Raw genomic sequence first — 14,884 nt, 5'->3', positions numbered from 1 at the left:
AATTTGCAAAATTGATATTAGACTTCAGAGGAAAAAATTGATAAAATAAGTTCAAGAAAATTAAAAGTATAACTGTAATTAAAAAATGACATATAAAAATTAGGAGGAAATATTATGAAATACGTAACTTTAAACAATGGAGTAAAAATGCCTATATTGGGATTTGGAGTATTTCAAATTGATGATATGAAAGAATGTGAGGAAGCAGTCTATAATGCGTTAAAAACAGGATATAGATTAATTGATACAGCAGCGGCATACGGAAATGAAGAGGCAGTGGGAAGAGCTATAAAAAGAAGCGGTATATCTAGAGAAGAAATTTTTGTTACAACAAAATTATGGGTAAGTGATGCAAATTATGAAAAGGCAAAATTGGCATTTGAAACTTCTTTAAAAAAATTGGATTTGGAATATATTGATTTATATTTGATACATCAGCCATTTAATGATGTTTATGGAGCTTGGAGAGCAATGACAGAGTTGTATAAGGAAGGGAAAATAAAGGCAATTGGTGTAAGTAACTTCTATCCTGACAGACTTGTTGATTTTATTATGAATAATGAAGTAGTGCCAGCTGTAAATCAGGTGGAAACACATCCTTTCAATCAGCAGGTTAAAGCAAATGAAATAATGAAGGAATATGGGGTTCAAATAGAATCATGGGGACCTTTTGCAGAAGGGAAAAATGGAATATTTACAAATGAAATTTTGTCTGAAATTGGTAAAAAATACAATAAATCTGTGGCTCAGGTAATTTTAAGATGGCTAATTCAAAGAGATGTAGTTGTAATACCAAAATCAGTCAGAAAAGAAAGAATTGAAGAAAATTTTAATGTATTTGATTTTGAATTAAGTACAGAAGATATGAAGAAAATATCTGAACTTGATAAAAAGGAAAGTTTATTTTTAAACCATGATGATGTAGAAATAGTAAAATGGCTTAATGGAAGAAAATTATAATAAGAGTTTTGAAATCAAAAATTTAGTTTTCTTGATTTGCAGAAAAAATGGCTATAGGATAAATTAATGAAAATAGAAATATATAAAAATATGAGGGAAAGGACCCCTCTTATTTTTTAAGAATTTTTACTAAAACTATCAAAAAGTTTATCAATTTCATTTTTTATATTTTTCTTACAGACACAGTAGAAAGTCATTTTTGCTTCTTTATCAATAATCGGAATTGAAATATTATTTTTAAAATTATCTTCACGTTCAAGTGTGAAATTTGAACGGAAATGTAGTAAATTTTGCATTTCAGCTAATTCCTGATAAATAATCCTATCGTTTTGGATAAGAAAGTTCATATTAGGCATTTTTTCTAAAACTACATCCTTCCATATTCCGATTGGATTGAATAAGAGCATTCTGTCATCTGTAATATCTGAAAAATGTATTTCCTTCTTTTTAGCCAGCGGATGACTTAGAGGAACTGATAAAAATAATTGTTCAGTTTTATATTTTATGCAGAAAAATTCAGAATTATCAATAGGCTCAGAAAGAATAATCATCTGATAACTGTCATTTTTAAGTTTTTCAAATAACTGAAGATTATTTTCTATTTTATGAAGAATATATTTTTCAGGATAAAATCTTCCAAATAATGAAATCATATCCCACAATGGAGCGGGAGCACATGAACCAATTGAAAAATTATTTTGAACCTGATTATTTTTATTAACTTTTTCTTCCATTTCATCTACAAGATTCAATATTTTTTCTGCGTACTGGATAACAGTTTTTCCATTTTCATTTAATTCCATCTTATTTTTTTTCCTGTCAAAAAGTTCAACCCCTAAAGTTTTTTCCAGCTTTTGTATCGAACGGGAAAGGGCAGGCTGTGAAATATACAATTCTTCAGCAGCTTTTGATAATGTTCCATGTGTTGCAAATGCAATAAGCTGTTTAAGTTGTTCCAATTCTATCATATAAATCACCTCATATAATTTTTATTTCTAGTATGCATTTTAATTATAGCACATTTTATAAATGGTATTGTACTTTTATCTTAAATTTTAATATTATGATTATATAAAGATAAGCAAATAAAAATAAGAAAATGGAGGAAATTATATATGAAAAACTGAAAATTTAAATTCCTTACTGATTTATGATATAATTGTATTATTATAAAATCATGGAATGGAGTTTAACTATGAATAAAGAAAGATTGGCAGCTTTTATGGATGCTGTACTTGCAATTATTATGACAATTCTTATATTAGAACTAAAAAAACCTGAAACAGCAACTTTAAAAGCGCTTTGGAATTTGAGAATAGATTTTTTTGCATATACGATTTCATTTTTTTGGCTTGGAACAATGTGGGTAAATCTGCATAATGAATGGCATAAAATAAAATATATTACACCGTTAATTGTCTGGGTAAATGTAGTACTACTTTTCTTTTCCTCATTTTTTCCATATGTGACTTCTTTTGTCACTTCATATTATAACAGTAGTGTAGCGCAAGGATTTTATGGCATAATAGTTTTGGCTGTTACATTCTGCAACATAATCTCGTTGTATCTGATAGAAAAGGTGAATAAACATGATAAAGAATTGCAGGAATCATTAAAAACAATGATAAGATGGATAAAAGTTGATATAAGTATAAAAATAATTGGGTTAATAATATCGTGTATATTTTATCCGCCTGCAATGATGATAAGTGTTTATATTACTTTATTTGGAATTGCATTTCCGGAACAGTATAAGGCAATAAAAAGAAGAAGGGAAAAATAGAAATATGAAATTTTTTCAGCTTATTCCTAGTGGACAGTTTAGCTTAGAAAATGTAGCAGAAGAGTTTGGGATAAGTGGAAGGACTCTTCAAAGAAATCTGTCGGCAGAAAATACCAGTTTTAATCAGCTGGTGAAAGATATTCAGAAAATAATGACTTTCAACTATTTGGAAGCAGAGGAACTTTCAATTGATGAAATAGCCTATCTGGTTGGATACACAGAGATTTCGTCCTTCTATCGAGCATTCAAAAATTGGACAGGGAAAACAGTTTCTCAGTATCAAAAAGAGAAGTAATAGATATTAAAATGCGTCAGAAAACCGACGTATTTTTTTTTGTCGTATTTTTGACGGAATTATGGTATAATTTTTTCAGGAGGATTTAAAGGTATGAAAGAAAATAGAGAATTAGAATTAAAATTAACGATAACAAATACTTTTTTAAAAACAGTGAGTGCTTTTGCTAATTATGGTTCAGGTAGAATAATTTTTGGAATTGATGATAATGGAAAAATTGTAGGAATAGATGATTTGGATGAGACATGCTTAAATCTTGAAAATAAAATAAATGATAATATTGTACCAAAACCTAATTTTAGTTTTATAAAAAATAATAGGGATAAAACTATAACACTTGTAGTTAAAGAGGGACTTGATAAACCGTATTTATACAAAGGAAAAGCCTATAAAAGAAACGATGCATCAACTATTGAAGTTGACAGATTAGAATTGAATAGACTTACTTTGGAAGGAATGAACAGATATTTTGAAGAATTACGATCAAATGATCAAGATTTAAAATTTGAAGTATTGAAAAAAGAATTAAAGGAAAAACTTGCAATTGAAAATTTTTCTGTTGATTTACTTAAAACATTGAATTTATATGATGATAAAGAAGGTTATAACAATGCTGCGGCACTTGTAGCAGATAAAAATTCATTTTCAGGAATAGATATTGCGAGATTTGGTAAGGATATAAATGAGATTCTTGACCGAAATACATTTGTCAATATGTCTATTTTTTCTCAATTTCATAAAACTATAGAAGTATTTGAAAGATACTATAAATATGAGGAAATTCAGGGTTTTGAAAGAATTGAAAAAGAATTAATACCAGAAAAAGCTTTTAGAGAAGTGATTGCAAATGCGATAATTCATAGAACTTGGGATATAAACTCAAATATAAGAATATCAATGTTTGAGAATAGAATTGAAGTTGTTTCTCCAGGAGGATTGCCTTCGGGAATAACTGAAAAAGAATATTTAAACGGACAAATTTCACAACTTAGAAATCCTATTTTGGGAAATGTTTTTTTTAGATTGAAGTATATTGAAATGTTTGGAACAGGAATAAGAAGAATAAATGAAATTTACAGAAATTATAGCACAAAACCTATTTATGAAATCAATGAAAACTCAATAAAAATCACACTTTTTACAATTTTTAATAAAATATTTTTGTCTAAAGATGAAAAAATTGTATTTGAAACATTAAAAGATGGAAATATTTTATCGAATAAAGAAATATCAGAAATAACAGGGTTTAAAAAGGACAAAAATTTGAAATTATTGAAATCTTTGGTTGAGAAAAAATATATTGTAACTATTGGAAATGGAAGAGGAACTAAGTATTATAAAAACTAAAAAACCACAAAAAAACGATGTAAATATTTTCGTCGTATTTTAAATTATAAATTTTTATGATTTAAATTATATTCTAATCAAAAAAAAAAAAATAATAATAATAATAGTGGTGTAAAATAATATAAAATTGAAAAAGTATATTAAGAAAGGTGTTGATTTTTATGAAAAGAATTGTAGTTCTTTTATCATTAGTTTTAGGAAGTTTGAGCTTTTCATTTGGACTTGGTTATCCTCAGATTACAGTTGAAAAAGGATATTGTGAAGGAGGAAAAGTTATAAGAAAGTATACGATGGGAGAAGAGGTACACGGAGGAGGAGGTACGAGAACTGTTATGAATTTCAAATTATGTAGAATTAATGGATTAAGATATAGAAATATAGGAGTAACAATACTTGGATATTATAAAAATTCGACTTTATCTATGAACGAAGGGATCAATATAGCAATAGATTATGATAAGAGAATTATATTTTATGATCCAGCAGGTCTTTAATTTTTATGTAAAGTTTATATTTTAGTAAAAAATGATTGAAAAATGAAAAAGCTGTTTCATAAAATAATCCTCATGAGACAGCTTTTAATTCAAAATATAGTTTTCATAATATTATATTTAGAGAGTGTCCAAAATTTTAGGTGCAGTATACTTATTTTTTCTTATATTTATTTCCATATTCGTTCATTAAATCAAAAATAGGTTTTAGTTCACTACCTTTCTTTGTAAGAGAATATTCTACTTTTGGTGGAACAACTGGATATACTTTTCTTACAACTATTCCATCACTTTCAAGTTGTCTTAAATTTTCAGTTAAAACTTTTGCACTGATTCCGACTATAGATTTTGTTAATTCATTATATCTTTTTGTACCAGTTAATAAATCCCTCAATATTAGTATTTTCCATTTATTAGCTATCATTGAAGCAGTATATTCAACTGGACATTCTGTATATATTTTTCTCATAAAATCACCTCTTGCATTCATTATACCATCATATGATACTTTAAGTAAGTACAAAAAAAAGAGCTGTCTCAAAATAGTAAAATTTTAAATAATTCAAAAATACAGTTTCCACATTATTTTTTAAATTTTTTTTTGAGACAAACCCTATTAATATATAATATTAATATATAATGGCATCATTTTCAGTATATGAAGTTAATGAATTTTCTTTTACTTGAACACATACATAGCTGATACCTTCATCATCTGCGGCTGCAAATTGTCTTTTACCATTAGGGGATATTTTAATTACATTTCCTTTTTTTATTTTAACAACTTCACCATCAATTGTCAGAGTACCTTTACCCTCTGTAATTATATATATTTCTTCATTTTCTTTATGTGAATGAACAAATGGTACGCTTACACCTGCAGGTAAACTGTTAAAACTTACTTCCGCTCCTGTTAATCCTAATGTTTGATGAAACTCTGTTCTTGCTCCATCTGCAATTCCTATTGAATAATTTTTCATATATGATTCCTCCTTTTTCTTTTGTATGTTTATTTTATAACATAATGAAACAAATGGCAAGAATGCACTTTTTTGTTATATAGTTACCTTTTTGTATAAATTGTGGAAATATAAAGAAAAATGATTGAATAAATCTTAAAAATAGCTCTATACACAGATTATATAATATATTACGACAAATAAAAAATGGAACGAAAAGATTTTCGTTGCAAAAAAAGTAGAAATGAAGTATAATTAATTTATAAAATGTTATTTTAAATTAAATATATGGATTGTAGTTATTTTTATGAATTTAAATAAAGTTATGATTAGAAGAATGGATGGTTTAAATGAGAAAAGATTATGAGGCAATTGAAATAGAAAATGAGAAATTAGAATTTAAGTTTTTAGAAAAGAAAATGAAAGAAGTAGTAGGAATAAAAGAACTAAATTTAGATATATTAAAAACATTGAATTTATATGAAAATAAAAAATTTAATATAGCTGCTGAACTTTTTGCAGACAATAATAATAGAAAATTTTCTGGAATCGATATAGTAGTTTTAGGTGAGAATATAGCAGAGAAAAATAAAAATAGGATATTATTTAGGAAAAATATTGAAAAAAGTCAATACTTGAACAATATTTTGAAGTTATTAGTATATTTGAAAGAGGTTATGAATATGAAGAGATAGAAGGTGCTGAGTGTATAAAAAAAGAAAAAATTTCAAAAGAGGCTTTCAAGGAATCTGTTGCAAGTGCGATAGTTCATAGACTGTGGGATATAAAAGCAAATATAAAAATAGTAATGTCAAATGATAAAATAGAGATTATATTACCAGGAAATTTATCATCGGGAATGTCTGAAGATGAATATATGAGAGGATATACCTCAACTTTGACAAATCCCATAATAGCAAATATTTTTTATCAGCTAAGAATAATTGAAAAATTTGGAATAGGAATAAAAAAAATAAAATATGAATATCGAGAAAATATTGTAAAACCATCTTTTGAGACACATAAAAATAGCATAAGGATAACTTTGCCAATAATTAAAACAGTTCTAAGTAATTTAGTTAATAGAGAAGTAAAAGTTTTTGAAATTCTTAAAAAATATGAAAAATTAAGTAGGAAAGAAATCAAATATTTAAGTGGATATAGCAAATCAAAAGTCATAAGATCAGTAAATAGCTTAATTGAAAAAAGTATTGCTGAACAAGTGTGAAAAGGACGTTCAGTAAAATATCAATTAAAAAAATAGGACAAAAATTAATTTTTTCGTTGCAAAATGAAACGTAAAATGGAATGAAAAACTTTTCGTTGCAAAAATATTATAAAAAAACTTCTACTGAGGAATATTATTTATTTTTCCTAAATTTCAATATTAAATGCAATATTTTTTAAATTTCCTTAAATTTAATTTCATGTAAAAATTTTTCAAATGGTGTTACATAGTTTAAACATTATTTTTATTTTAGAAAAATTTTATGTAAATCTATTAATAGAGATAAATTATCCATAATTAATTTTTAAATATTTCATTTTAAATCAATATTCTAATTAAAAAAATGGACAAATAAAATTTTGTTTGGTATACTTTAATATAGAAAATAAAAATATCTTAAAGTTTATTTACATGCATCTCATAGAGAAAATGAAACGGAAATGGGAATAGTAGTGTATGAAGATATTCCTGAGATTAAAGGGATAATCGCATATTCTGATGATGTTAATTCAGCATTGTATTATCGAGGATATACTTATACAATTAACCGATTCATTGCAGATTACGCAGGAGATATAGATGGAGAATCTTATGATTGTAGTACAGAATCTTCAAGAGCCTATGTAGAGTTATTAAGTGAAGGAGAGTATTGTAAATAATAGTTATAATAGGAAAGGAAAATTATGTTATACGAAATAGATAAAAATAAAACACTTCAACCACTTGAATTTTATGGTGTTGGGGATTTAAATAAAAATGAAAAAGATTTAGAAAATTTATTGGTAAAAAATCTTGAAATTTTATTTACTGAAAATAATCAATTAATGCCAATTTTTCAGGAAAGACAATATCAAGAAGAACCAGATTTATACGCTATAGATAAATATGGGGATTTAGTGATTTTTGAGTTAAAGATAGGTAATATCAAGAAAAATACAGTTAATCAAATTATGAGATATGCTCAAAAATTTGGAAAAATGAAATACAAGAAACTTAATGAATATTTTAAAAAATTTAATAAGAAATTTGATAATGATTTACAAAAGAGTCATCAGGATAATTTTGGACTTGATGAACCTTTATCTATTGAAAGATTTAATTTACATCAGAAAATGTATATTATTGGAAATTCATCAGATTTAGAATTAATTGAAACTATAGACTATTGGAAAAATAGAAAAGTAGATATTGATTTTCTTCCTTATAGAATTTATAAGATTAATAATAAAAACTATTTTGAATTTTTTGCTAAACCCTATGATTATAATCAAAATATAAAAGATAGAAAAGGAATAATATTTGACACTAATAAAACATACAATACTAAAGCTGTTTTTGATATGATGAAAAATGAGAAAATAAGTGCTTATGGAGATGCAAGAAAATTTATAGATTGTTTTAGAAAAAATGATTATGTTCTGTATTATCATAAAGGTTTCGGAATAATAGCAATTGGACAGATAATTTCTGAAAAACCACAAGAAAACGAAGAAAATAAAGAAAGATTTCATAAAGTAAGAATTTTAACGACAAAAATTGAAAATGAAAAGGAAATGAAATTTTTAAAACCTAGTGAAATTACTCAAATTCTTGAAAAAAATTTTTATTATGCTTCTACTGTTAAAAAGCCATATCTTACAATAGAAGAAGTGAAAGTTCTTGAAGATGAGTTATTAAGAAAATATCAAGAAAATGAATAACGAATAAAAAGCTGTTTCATAAAATAATCCTCATGAGACAGCTTTTAATTCAATAAAAATCTAATTTTCAAATTTCTAACTTTTTATAATTTTTCAATTTTTTATTTATCTTCATTTACTTTTGGAATGCTCTTCATTTCCCCTTTCAAAACAATAACCGATACAACAAAAGCCATGAAATCTGCTATTGGGAATGCGAACATAATTCCATCAATACCCATAAAATGTGGCAAAATTATTAGTAATGGCAAAAGTGATATAATTTGTCTTACAAGTGACAAAAAGGCTCCTTTTGAGGCCTTTCCAATTGATGTTAAAAACATTGTAATAGCACCTTGAATACCATTTAGGAATATGAAGAATAAAAATACTCGCATATATTTTGTTCCATATTGAAAGTAGAGTTTGCTTCCGTTACCGAAGACAGAAATTATTTGAACAGGGAAAAGCTGGGCGATTGCAAATGCTACTAAAGAAATAATAAAAGCCACTTTTAGAGATAATTTTAAAATTTCTCGAACCCTTGCAAATTTTTTTGCTCCATAATTAAATCCAGCAATAGGCTGAGCTCCTTGCGTCAATCCCAATAAAATCGCTATAAATATGACATTTATTTTCATAACAATTCCAGCAACGGCAATAGGAATTTCGCTTCCATAAATAGATTTTGCACCATAAATTTTCAATAAATTATTTGTCACAATTTGAACAATTAGTGCAGAACATTGGAAAATCAAAGGCGATGTTCCCAACATAAACAAAATCCAAATTTCTCGTATTTTTATCTTAAAATCCTTCAATTCAAATTTTACACTTTTAAATCTGAAAAAATATAGCCCTAACATAACTGTCGAGATAAATTGCCCAATTACAGTCGCCCAAGCGGCACCGTCCATTCCCATATCAAATCCAAACATAAACAGCGGATCAAGAATCGTATTTGTAATAGCTCCAACAACTATTGCAAGCATTGAATAAAAGGAATTTCCATCAGCTCTAACCATAGGATTTGCTCCTATCGAAAATAGTAAAAACGGTATTCCAAGAGATGTAATTTGAGTATATTCAATCGCATAATCAAAAATTTGATCAGTAGCTCCAAAGACCGTCAACATTGGTCTTAAAAAAATATTAATTAATATGCACAAAATAATCCCACTTAAAAGTAGCATTGTAGCCGCAGTTCCAGCCACGCTTTTTGCCCTTTTCGGACGCTTTCTTCCCAATTCCAAATTAAAATTAGTCGCAGCTCCAACTCCAGTCATAAGCCCAATTGCAAGACAAATCGTCGTAAGCGGAAAAGCCACATTTGTAGCCGCATTCCCAAGAAACCCAATTTTTTGCCCAATAAAAATCTGATCCACAACATTGTAAAGAGCATTGACCAAGTTAGCAATGATAGCAGGAACCGCAAGTGAAACCAGCAATTTTCCAACTGGTTCTGTACCAAATTTAGTTTTTCGTTCATTTATTGCTTTCGTTTTTCCCATTTTTCCTTCCTTTCCAAAATTTTTAAATATGATAAAATTCTCTCTAAAAAAAGAGAAAAATATTTTTTGTAACAAGAAAACTGAGATAAAATCCCAGTTTTAAGCCATCATATTAGCATGGTAAAAAATAATAACTTATGAGTATTTTACTACATTTGGTAAAGGTTTTCAAATTTTTTTATTTAATTCTGAATATTATGGTGAATTTTAGAATAAAAGAATTTATTGTAGAATAAACTGACTTTAAAAATAAAAAAAATTGATATAAAATATGTAGATTTTTTGTCAAAAATATTGTACAATAAGTAGAGGTGATTAGTATGATAGCTACAAATTATTCAAATGTGAGAAATAATTTAAAAAAATATTGTGATAAGGCAACTGATGATTATGAAACAGTCATTATAACAAGAAAAAACGATAAAAATGTGGTACTGATGAGTGAAGAGGAATATAATAATTTGATGGAAAATCTTTACATCATGTCAAATAAGAAATATTATAATGAGCTATTAAAAAGTAAAGCGGAAGCGGAAGCGGGGAATGTACAAATACATGATATAATTGAGGTGGAATAATGAATTTAACATGGACAGATATTGCATGGGGGCAATATGAAGAATGGCAGAGACAGGATAAAAAAATAGTCAAAAAAATAAATGAAATAATAAAAGACATCAAAAGAAACGGAAATGAAGGGATAGGAAAGCCCGAGCCTTTAAAGCATGAACTGAGCGGATACTGGAGCAGAAGAATTACAGATAAGCACAGGTTTATATATAAACGGACAGAAACAAGTATAGTAATTATTGCCTGTGCAAATCATTATGAATAATGGAAATTATGAAAAATAAAGTCATGATTAAAAAACAGACTTTTTTAAAATTGAGAGGAAATCTTAATTTAAGAGGTCTTTTTTTTGTCTTTTTGAAATTTGTATAACAAAATTTGTAAATATTATTGTGTAGAGTCATTTTGATGAAAAATTCTATTTAAAGAAAATTTATGAAAAAAAATAGGGTATAATATTACTGTATAAAATTTAAAATATAAATTTTGTTAATATTGAAAAAATATAGAAAGGGCAAGTTATGAAAAAGATAATTTTAATTTTGGTAAGTGTATTATTTTTAGTGAGCTGTAGTGGGCATATTCCCTTCTCGGAGGAGGAAAAAGGAGCTTTAAAAAAGGCAAAAACGGAAATTGCTGAAATGAAGAAGAATCCGACAATGGCAGAAAAAGAAAAAATTTTGCAAAAGGGGCTAGAAGTTCAGAGAAAATATTTACGAATTGGGATAGTGTATTTTAAAAGTGTGGAAAAGGATATTCCAATAGCAGATTATTATCTAGCAAGAAACTATAGTGCGAGAGGGGAAAAAGAAAAGGCACTCAAATGGGCAAGAAAAGGCTCGGACAGAGGAGTGAAGGAAGCAAGTGCATTTGCAGGACATATTTATGCTAATCAGAGAGATGAAATGAATGCAAGAAAATATTATATAAAGGCAATGGATCAGGGAGATTATAAGGAAGATACCTTGTTTAGAGTGTGGGTGTATGGAGAAAGGAAAGAAATTAATAGCGAAGTGGTGGAAGCATTTAAAAGAAATTTAAATAAAAATATTGAGGTAAAAAATGCTTTGGCTTTTTATTATCAGAGGCACGATTACTTTGATGAAGCTGAAAAACTCTACAAGGAGCTTGTTAATGAAAAATATCCGAATGCAGAAAGACTTTTAGGGGAACTTTATATGTGGAAAAAAGATTATGACAAAGCTGAAGAATGGTTATTAAAAGAATCGGAAAAATTATTTTCACATTCAGAAGACAATGTGAAACGGATTGAAGAAAAAAGAGCAAGATTATTGCGTCTGTTAGCAGAAGTTTATGAAATGAAAGGAGATTACGGCAAGGCTGAAAATAACCTTTTAAAAGCAAAAGAACTTGCACACAAGGAATTTGCATTAAAAAGTTTAGCCAAATTGTACGAAAAGCAAGGGAAATATAATCAAGCTATAAAAATAAATGAAGAATTAGAAGAATTGAAAAAAACAAAGAACAGAAAAAATTAAATCATAAAAGAAATAAAAAATGGAGAATTTTATGAGAATAGAGAAACTGGAATTTGTAAAAAATATTGATAAATTTGAAAATAATTCTGATGAATATGTGGAGATTAATTTAAATAGGAAGGTAACGGAACTTTCAAGCGTTTCGTATGAAAAAAAATTATACAGTTTTTATTTATTAATAGGAGAAGATGGGAGAATAAATTCGCTGGAAATTCTCAATATATTGAAAATGGCTAAATTTACACATAAAATAGAAGTTCCTGAAAATATAATAGAAGGCGATATTTATTTTAAGAGGGAAGAATACAATGAAGATGGTATAAAAGTTAAAGAATTAGATTTTTTGGAAATTGATATTTCTAAAAATATTATCGGATGTTATTTTACTGACAAAAGACTGACAAAAGATTTAATATTTATTTTGGAGTAAAAATCTGTGAAAATATAGTAATTTTAATTAATAGGAATAATTATGCAGAAGGAATTTTGATTTATGGAAAATTTGAAATTGAAGATGATAGATTTTACTGGAAAAAGTGAGAATGTTGTAAGCGAGCGGGATATGATTTTTTCTTTTAATAACGGAGAGATAAAAATATATTTGTCTTATGAAACAGGAGAACTGAAAAAAAATAGAAATAGTTAGTGAAAATGAGAAAATTGAAAAAGAAATTGGAATGGAAGCAGTATTAAAATTTAAGGGGAATTCGGTTATTTTGGATTATGAATATGGATTATATGAGTATGTGGAAATAGAAATTGAGGATAAGATGAAAAGATATTGGGTTGATGGAAAAACAGTTTATTTAAAGGAAAGGAAGAAAATTTTTTTAGAAGTTGAAATTTGGGAAGGATATTTGCTATTTTTTGATGATGAATGCAGGATGGCGGGATTTGGTACGGAATTTAAAAATCGGAAGGAATAAAAACTTTGAAAAGGCGGAATTATAAATGAATAAATATATTTTACTGATGTTGCTTTGTTTGTTAATAGGATGTAGAAATCAAGGAAATGATGTGGTAATAAAAGATATTGATGATGTTTATTTTTATCTGGAAAATAAGAAAAATCCTGAAAAAGCTCAATTAATGGCAAGAATTGTTTTTGAACTGGAAAGGGAAAACTATGAAGAAGCAGAAAAGTATTTTTTAAAACTGGCAAAATACGATAAAACTGCTTATGTTTCACTTGCGAATATGTATTATGAGCATATTGATAAAAAAGAAGGGGAAAAGAGATATGAAATAGCTTTTGAAAAAGGAAATAAAAGGGCAGGTACAATTTTGGGGATGATTGCTGAATATAATAATGATTATAAAAAGGCGGAAGAATGGTACAAAAAATCGTTGGATAAAGAGAATATGTTAGGATATAAATTTTTTGCTAAATTTTTATATAAAACAAATAGGAAAAATGAGGCTGAGAAATATTTCATAGAAGCTGGAAATCGTAAGGATGCAGATTCGATGTTATATTTAATAAAAATATATTATATGAAAAAAGATACTGAAAAATTGAAATACTGGCAAGACAAAATATTAAATACAAAAGAAATTTTTAAATTTGACGATGAAACGAATGATTTATTGAAATATAGTTTGTCAAAAGATAAGATAGATAAGGAGTTTTTTGAATTGTATATAAAAGGGGAAGAAAGTGTTTTAAAGAAAGACTATGAAACAGCAGAAAAATATCTTGTACAAATGGAAAAGCTAAAAAAAGAAGGAATTTTATATACAGCTGATTTTTATTATCGTTTTAAGGATGAAAAAGAAAAGGGGATAGAAAAGTATAAAAGGGCATACGAGAATGGTATAAAGGAAGCAGCGGCTTTTATGGGAATTATTGAGCATAGAAACAGGAATATCGATGAAGCAAAGAAATGGTATAAAATAGCGTCAGAAGCAGGAAATACTAATTCACAAATATATTTGGCACAAATTCTGAAAGAAGAAGGCGATAAAACCGAAGCTCTAAATTTGTATTTAAAAGCGGCTGAACTAAAAGATTATAGAGCGATAAATTATTTATTAAAATATTACTACAGAGAGAAAAATTTGAAAGAAATAAAAAAATGGGTAGATGTAGTTAAAAAATCAAATGGATTAAAAAATTATAGTGAAGCTGACAGTGGAAGAATAAGAGAATATGAAAAATTTTTAAAAGAAAAAGAGTAAAATGCTTAATTAATTGTGAAACAAAATTATGAATAGAGGTATTTTGATATGAAAATGAAAAATGGAGATTTTATGTTTGATGAATATGATGTAGTAAAAGCAAAAAGAAAATTATCTGATAAAGTTTTAAAGAATTCGATTGGAACAGTTGTGATGATATTTCCTGAATTTCCAAATGATTATACGGTAGAGTTTATGAAAGATGAGAAGACTTTGGATATTTTAGTTATTAAGGGAGAGGATATTGAAAAAATTAATATAAATTTGTAAACACAAATACTCTTGTTTTTTTACAAAAAATGTGGTACTCTTATAATATAAAAATTAATTTTATAATAAATACAATTATGTAACTATAATTGTATAAAATGGAAAGGACGAAGA

Annotated in this window: 21 protein-coding genes; 17 read left to right on the top strand and 4 right to left on the bottom strand. The window is 26.8% G+C overall.

Annotated features, from left to right (window positions below; translation table 11 throughout):
* The first annotated feature begins 114 nt into the window (after positions 1 to 114).
* On the top strand, positions 115 to 960 hold the full coding sequence (locus tag AB8B22_RS06290) for an aldo/keto reductase (protein ID WP_369710475.1): 846 nt from the start codon (positions 115 to 117) through the stop codon (positions 958 to 960).
* A gap of 116 nt (positions 961 to 1,076) precedes the next feature.
* On the opposite strand, the gene AB8B22_RS06285 is transcribed toward AB8B22_RS06290, so the two are convergent.
* Positions 1,077 to 1,928: a LysR family transcriptional regulator gene (locus AB8B22_RS06285; RefSeq protein ID WP_369710474.1), complete on the bottom strand. Its 852-nt coding sequence runs from the start codon at positions 1,926 to 1,928 to the stop codon at positions 1,077 to 1,079.
* Between the two features lie 227 nt (positions 1,929 to 2,155).
* On the opposite strand from AB8B22_RS06285, the gene AB8B22_RS06280 reads away from it, so the two are divergent.
* The 4 genes from AB8B22_RS06280 (at position 2,156) to AB8B22_RS06265 (ending at position 4,879) form a co-directional block, all read left to right on the top strand.
* Positions 2,156 to 2,743: a TMEM175 family protein gene (locus tag AB8B22_RS06280; RefSeq protein ID WP_369710473.1), complete on the top strand. Its 588-nt coding sequence runs from the start codon at positions 2,156 to 2,158 to the stop codon at positions 2,741 to 2,743.
* Positions 2,744 to 2,747: 4 nt separating this feature from the next.
* Entirely contained in the window at positions 2,748 to 3,038 is a 291-nt protein-coding gene (locus tag AB8B22_RS06275; RefSeq protein WP_314340623.1) for a helix-turn-helix domain-containing protein, read from the top strand.
* Between the two features lie 93 nt (positions 3,039 to 3,131).
* Positions 3,132 to 4,385 (top strand): RNA-binding domain-containing protein, encoded by a 1,254-nt coding sequence (locus AB8B22_RS06270; RefSeq protein ID WP_369710472.1) that lies wholly within the window; start codon positions 3,132 to 3,134, stop codon positions 4,383 to 4,385.
* 161 nt (positions 4,386 to 4,546) lie between these two features.
* The gene (locus AB8B22_RS06265) at positions 4,547 to 4,879 is read left to right on the top strand and encodes a hypothetical protein (RefSeq protein ID WP_369710471.1); all 333 of its coding nucleotides are present in this window, start codon (positions 4,547 to 4,549) and stop codon (positions 4,877 to 4,879) included.
* Positions 4,880 to 5,030: 151 nt separating this feature from the next.
* Here AB8B22_RS06265 and AB8B22_RS06260 read toward each other — a convergent pair whose 3' ends face one another.
* Entirely contained in the window at positions 5,031 to 5,366 is a 336-nt protein-coding gene (locus AB8B22_RS06260; protein WP_269473107.1) for a winged helix-turn-helix transcriptional regulator, read from the bottom strand.
* A 139-nt stretch (positions 5,367 to 5,505) separates the two neighbouring features.
* Positions 5,506 to 5,916, bottom strand: coding sequence for a cupin domain-containing protein (locus AB8B22_RS06255; protein WP_369710470.1), 411 nt, complete (start codon positions 5,914 to 5,916; stop codon positions 5,506 to 5,508).
* A gap of 269 nt (positions 5,917 to 6,185) precedes the next feature.
* Between AB8B22_RS06255 and AB8B22_RS06250 the strand changes: the two genes are divergently transcribed.
* From AB8B22_RS06250 to AB8B22_RS06235, 4 genes are all read left to right on the top strand, one after another.
* Positions 6,186 to 6,530: a hypothetical protein gene (locus AB8B22_RS06250; RefSeq protein ID WP_369710469.1), complete on the top strand. Its 345-nt coding sequence runs from the start codon at positions 6,186 to 6,188 to the stop codon at positions 6,528 to 6,530.
* Positions 6,531 to 6,643: 113 nt separating this feature from the next.
* Positions 6,644 to 7,063: an ATP-binding protein gene (locus tag AB8B22_RS06245; RefSeq protein WP_369710468.1), complete on the top strand. Its 420-nt coding sequence runs from the start codon at positions 6,644 to 6,646 to the stop codon at positions 7,061 to 7,063.
* 440 nt (positions 7,064 to 7,503) lie between these two features.
* The gene (locus tag AB8B22_RS06240; RefSeq protein ID WP_369710467.1) at positions 7,504 to 7,722 is read left to right on the top strand and encodes a hypothetical protein; all 219 of its coding nucleotides are present in this window, start codon (positions 7,504 to 7,506) and stop codon (positions 7,720 to 7,722) included.
* 24 nt (positions 7,723 to 7,746) lie between these two features.
* A complete protein-coding gene (locus AB8B22_RS06235) occupies positions 7,747 to 8,763 on the top strand; it encodes an EVE domain-containing protein (RefSeq protein ID WP_369710466.1) in 1,017 nt (338 codons plus the stop codon).
* Between the two features lie 101 nt (positions 8,764 to 8,864).
* On the opposite strand, the gene AB8B22_RS06230 is transcribed toward AB8B22_RS06235, so the two are convergent.
* Positions 8,865 to 10,253, bottom strand: coding sequence for an MATE family efflux transporter (locus AB8B22_RS06230; RefSeq protein ID WP_369710465.1), 1,389 nt, complete (start codon positions 10,251 to 10,253; stop codon positions 8,865 to 8,867).
* A gap of 320 nt (positions 10,254 to 10,573) precedes the next feature.
* Here AB8B22_RS06230 and AB8B22_RS06225 point away from each other — a divergent pair, with 320 nt between their 5' ends.
* From AB8B22_RS06225 to AB8B22_RS06190, 8 genes are all read left to right on the top strand, one after another.
* Positions 10,574 to 10,831 (top strand): type II toxin-antitoxin system Phd/YefM family antitoxin, encoded by a 258-nt coding sequence (locus AB8B22_RS06225; RefSeq protein ID WP_021766441.1) that lies wholly within the window; start codon positions 10,574 to 10,576, stop codon positions 10,829 to 10,831.
* On the top strand, positions 10,831 to 11,088 hold the full coding sequence (locus tag AB8B22_RS06220) for a Txe/YoeB family addiction module toxin (protein WP_369710464.1): 258 nt from the start codon (positions 10,831 to 10,833) through the stop codon (positions 11,086 to 11,088). The genes AB8B22_RS06225 and AB8B22_RS06220 overlap by 1 nt, the downstream gene beginning before the upstream one ends.
* A 256-nt stretch (positions 11,089 to 11,344) precedes the next feature.
* Positions 11,345 to 12,322: a tetratricopeptide repeat protein gene (locus AB8B22_RS06215; RefSeq protein ID WP_369710463.1), complete on the top strand. Its 978-nt coding sequence runs from the start codon at positions 11,345 to 11,347 to the stop codon at positions 12,320 to 12,322.
* A 31-nt stretch (positions 12,323 to 12,353) separates the two neighbouring features.
* Positions 12,354 to 12,752: a hypothetical protein gene (locus tag AB8B22_RS06210; RefSeq protein WP_369710462.1), complete on the top strand. Its 399-nt coding sequence runs from the start codon at positions 12,354 to 12,356 to the stop codon at positions 12,750 to 12,752.
* Between the two features lie 63 nt (positions 12,753 to 12,815).
* Positions 12,816 to 12,968, top strand: a complete 153-nt coding sequence (locus tag AB8B22_RS06205) for a hypothetical protein (RefSeq protein ID WP_369710461.1) — start codon at positions 12,816 to 12,818, stop codon at positions 12,966 to 12,968.
* A gap of 31 nt (positions 12,969 to 12,999) precedes the next feature.
* Entirely contained in the window at positions 13,000 to 13,248 is a 249-nt protein-coding gene (locus tag AB8B22_RS06200; protein WP_369710460.1) for a hypothetical protein, read from the top strand.
* 25 nt (positions 13,249 to 13,273) lie between these two features.
* Positions 13,274 to 14,500, top strand: coding sequence for a tetratricopeptide repeat protein (locus tag AB8B22_RS06195; RefSeq protein ID WP_369710459.1), 1,227 nt, complete (start codon positions 13,274 to 13,276; stop codon positions 14,498 to 14,500).
* A 48-nt stretch (positions 14,501 to 14,548) separates the two neighbouring features.
* Positions 14,549 to 14,770 (top strand): DUF4926 domain-containing protein, encoded by a 222-nt coding sequence (locus tag AB8B22_RS06190; protein WP_369710458.1) that lies wholly within the window; start codon positions 14,549 to 14,551, stop codon positions 14,768 to 14,770.
* Positions 14,771 to 14,884: the final 114 nt, after the last annotated feature.

The organism is Leptotrichia rugosa (genome assembly GCF_041200005.1).
In the GTDB taxonomy this organism is placed as follows: Bacteria; Fusobacteriota; Fusobacteriia; order Fusobacteriales; family Leptotrichiaceae; genus Leptotrichia; species Leptotrichia rugosa.
Note: the sequence above shows the minus strand (reverse complement) of the source record. Positions and strands in the feature narration are given on the sequence as shown.

Coding starts and splice junctions, on each gene's coding strand:
- AB8B22_RS06245 (WP_369710468.1), top strand. CDS start 6,644: ATGTCAAATGATAAAATAGAGATTATATTACCAGGAAATTTATCATCG.
- AB8B22_RS06260 (WP_269473107.1), bottom strand. CDS start 5,366: ATGAATGCAAGAGGTGATTTTATGAGAAAAATATATACAGAATGTCCA.
- AB8B22_RS06280 (WP_369710473.1), top strand. CDS start 2,156: ATGAATAAAGAAAGATTGGCAGCTTTTATGGATGCTGTACTTGCAATT.
- AB8B22_RS06235 (WP_369710466.1), top strand. CDS start 7,747: ATGTTATACGAAATAGATAAAAATAAAACACTTCAACCACTTGAATTT.
- AB8B22_RS06190 (WP_369710458.1), top strand. CDS start 14,549: ATGAAAATGAAAAATGGAGATTTTATGTTTGATGAATATGATGTAGTA.
- AB8B22_RS06265 (WP_369710471.1), top strand. CDS start 4,547: ATGAAAAGAATTGTAGTTCTTTTATCATTAGTTTTAGGAAGTTTGAGC.
- AB8B22_RS06230 (WP_369710465.1), bottom strand. CDS start 10,253: ATGGGAAAAACGAAAGCAATAAATGAACGAAAAACTAAATTTGGTACA.
- AB8B22_RS06240 (WP_369710467.1), top strand. CDS start 7,504: ATGGGAATAGTAGTGTATGAAGATATTCCTGAGATTAAAGGGATAATC.
- AB8B22_RS06290 (WP_369710475.1), top strand. CDS start 115: ATGAAATACGTAACTTTAAACAATGGAGTAAAAATGCCTATATTGGGA.
- AB8B22_RS06275 (WP_314340623.1), top strand. CDS start 2,748: ATGAAATTTTTTCAGCTTATTCCTAGTGGACAGTTTAGCTTAGAAAAT.
- AB8B22_RS06220 (WP_369710464.1), top strand. CDS start 10,831: ATGAATTTAACATGGACAGATATTGCATGGGGGCAATATGAAGAATGG.
- AB8B22_RS06225 (WP_021766441.1), top strand. CDS start 10,574: ATGATAGCTACAAATTATTCAAATGTGAGAAATAATTTAAAAAAATAT.
- AB8B22_RS06195 (WP_369710459.1), top strand. CDS start 13,274: ATGAATAAATATATTTTACTGATGTTGCTTTGTTTGTTAATAGGATGT.
- AB8B22_RS06285 (WP_369710474.1), bottom strand. CDS start 1,928: ATGATAGAATTGGAACAACTTAAACAGCTTATTGCATTTGCAACACAT.
- AB8B22_RS06270 (WP_369710472.1), top strand. CDS start 3,132: ATGAAAGAAAATAGAGAATTAGAATTAAAATTAACGATAACAAATACT.
- AB8B22_RS06205 (WP_369710461.1), top strand. CDS start 12,816: ATGGAAAATTTGAAATTGAAGATGATAGATTTTACTGGAAAAAGTGAG.
- AB8B22_RS06250 (WP_369710469.1), top strand. CDS start 6,186: ATGAGAAAAGATTATGAGGCAATTGAAATAGAAAATGAGAAATTAGAA.
- AB8B22_RS06200 (WP_369710460.1), top strand. CDS start 13,000: ATGGAAGCAGTATTAAAATTTAAGGGGAATTCGGTTATTTTGGATTAT.
- AB8B22_RS06215 (WP_369710463.1), top strand. CDS start 11,345: ATGAAAAAGATAATTTTAATTTTGGTAAGTGTATTATTTTTAGTGAGC.
- AB8B22_RS06210 (WP_369710462.1), top strand. CDS start 12,354: ATGAGAATAGAGAAACTGGAATTTGTAAAAAATATTGATAAATTTGAA.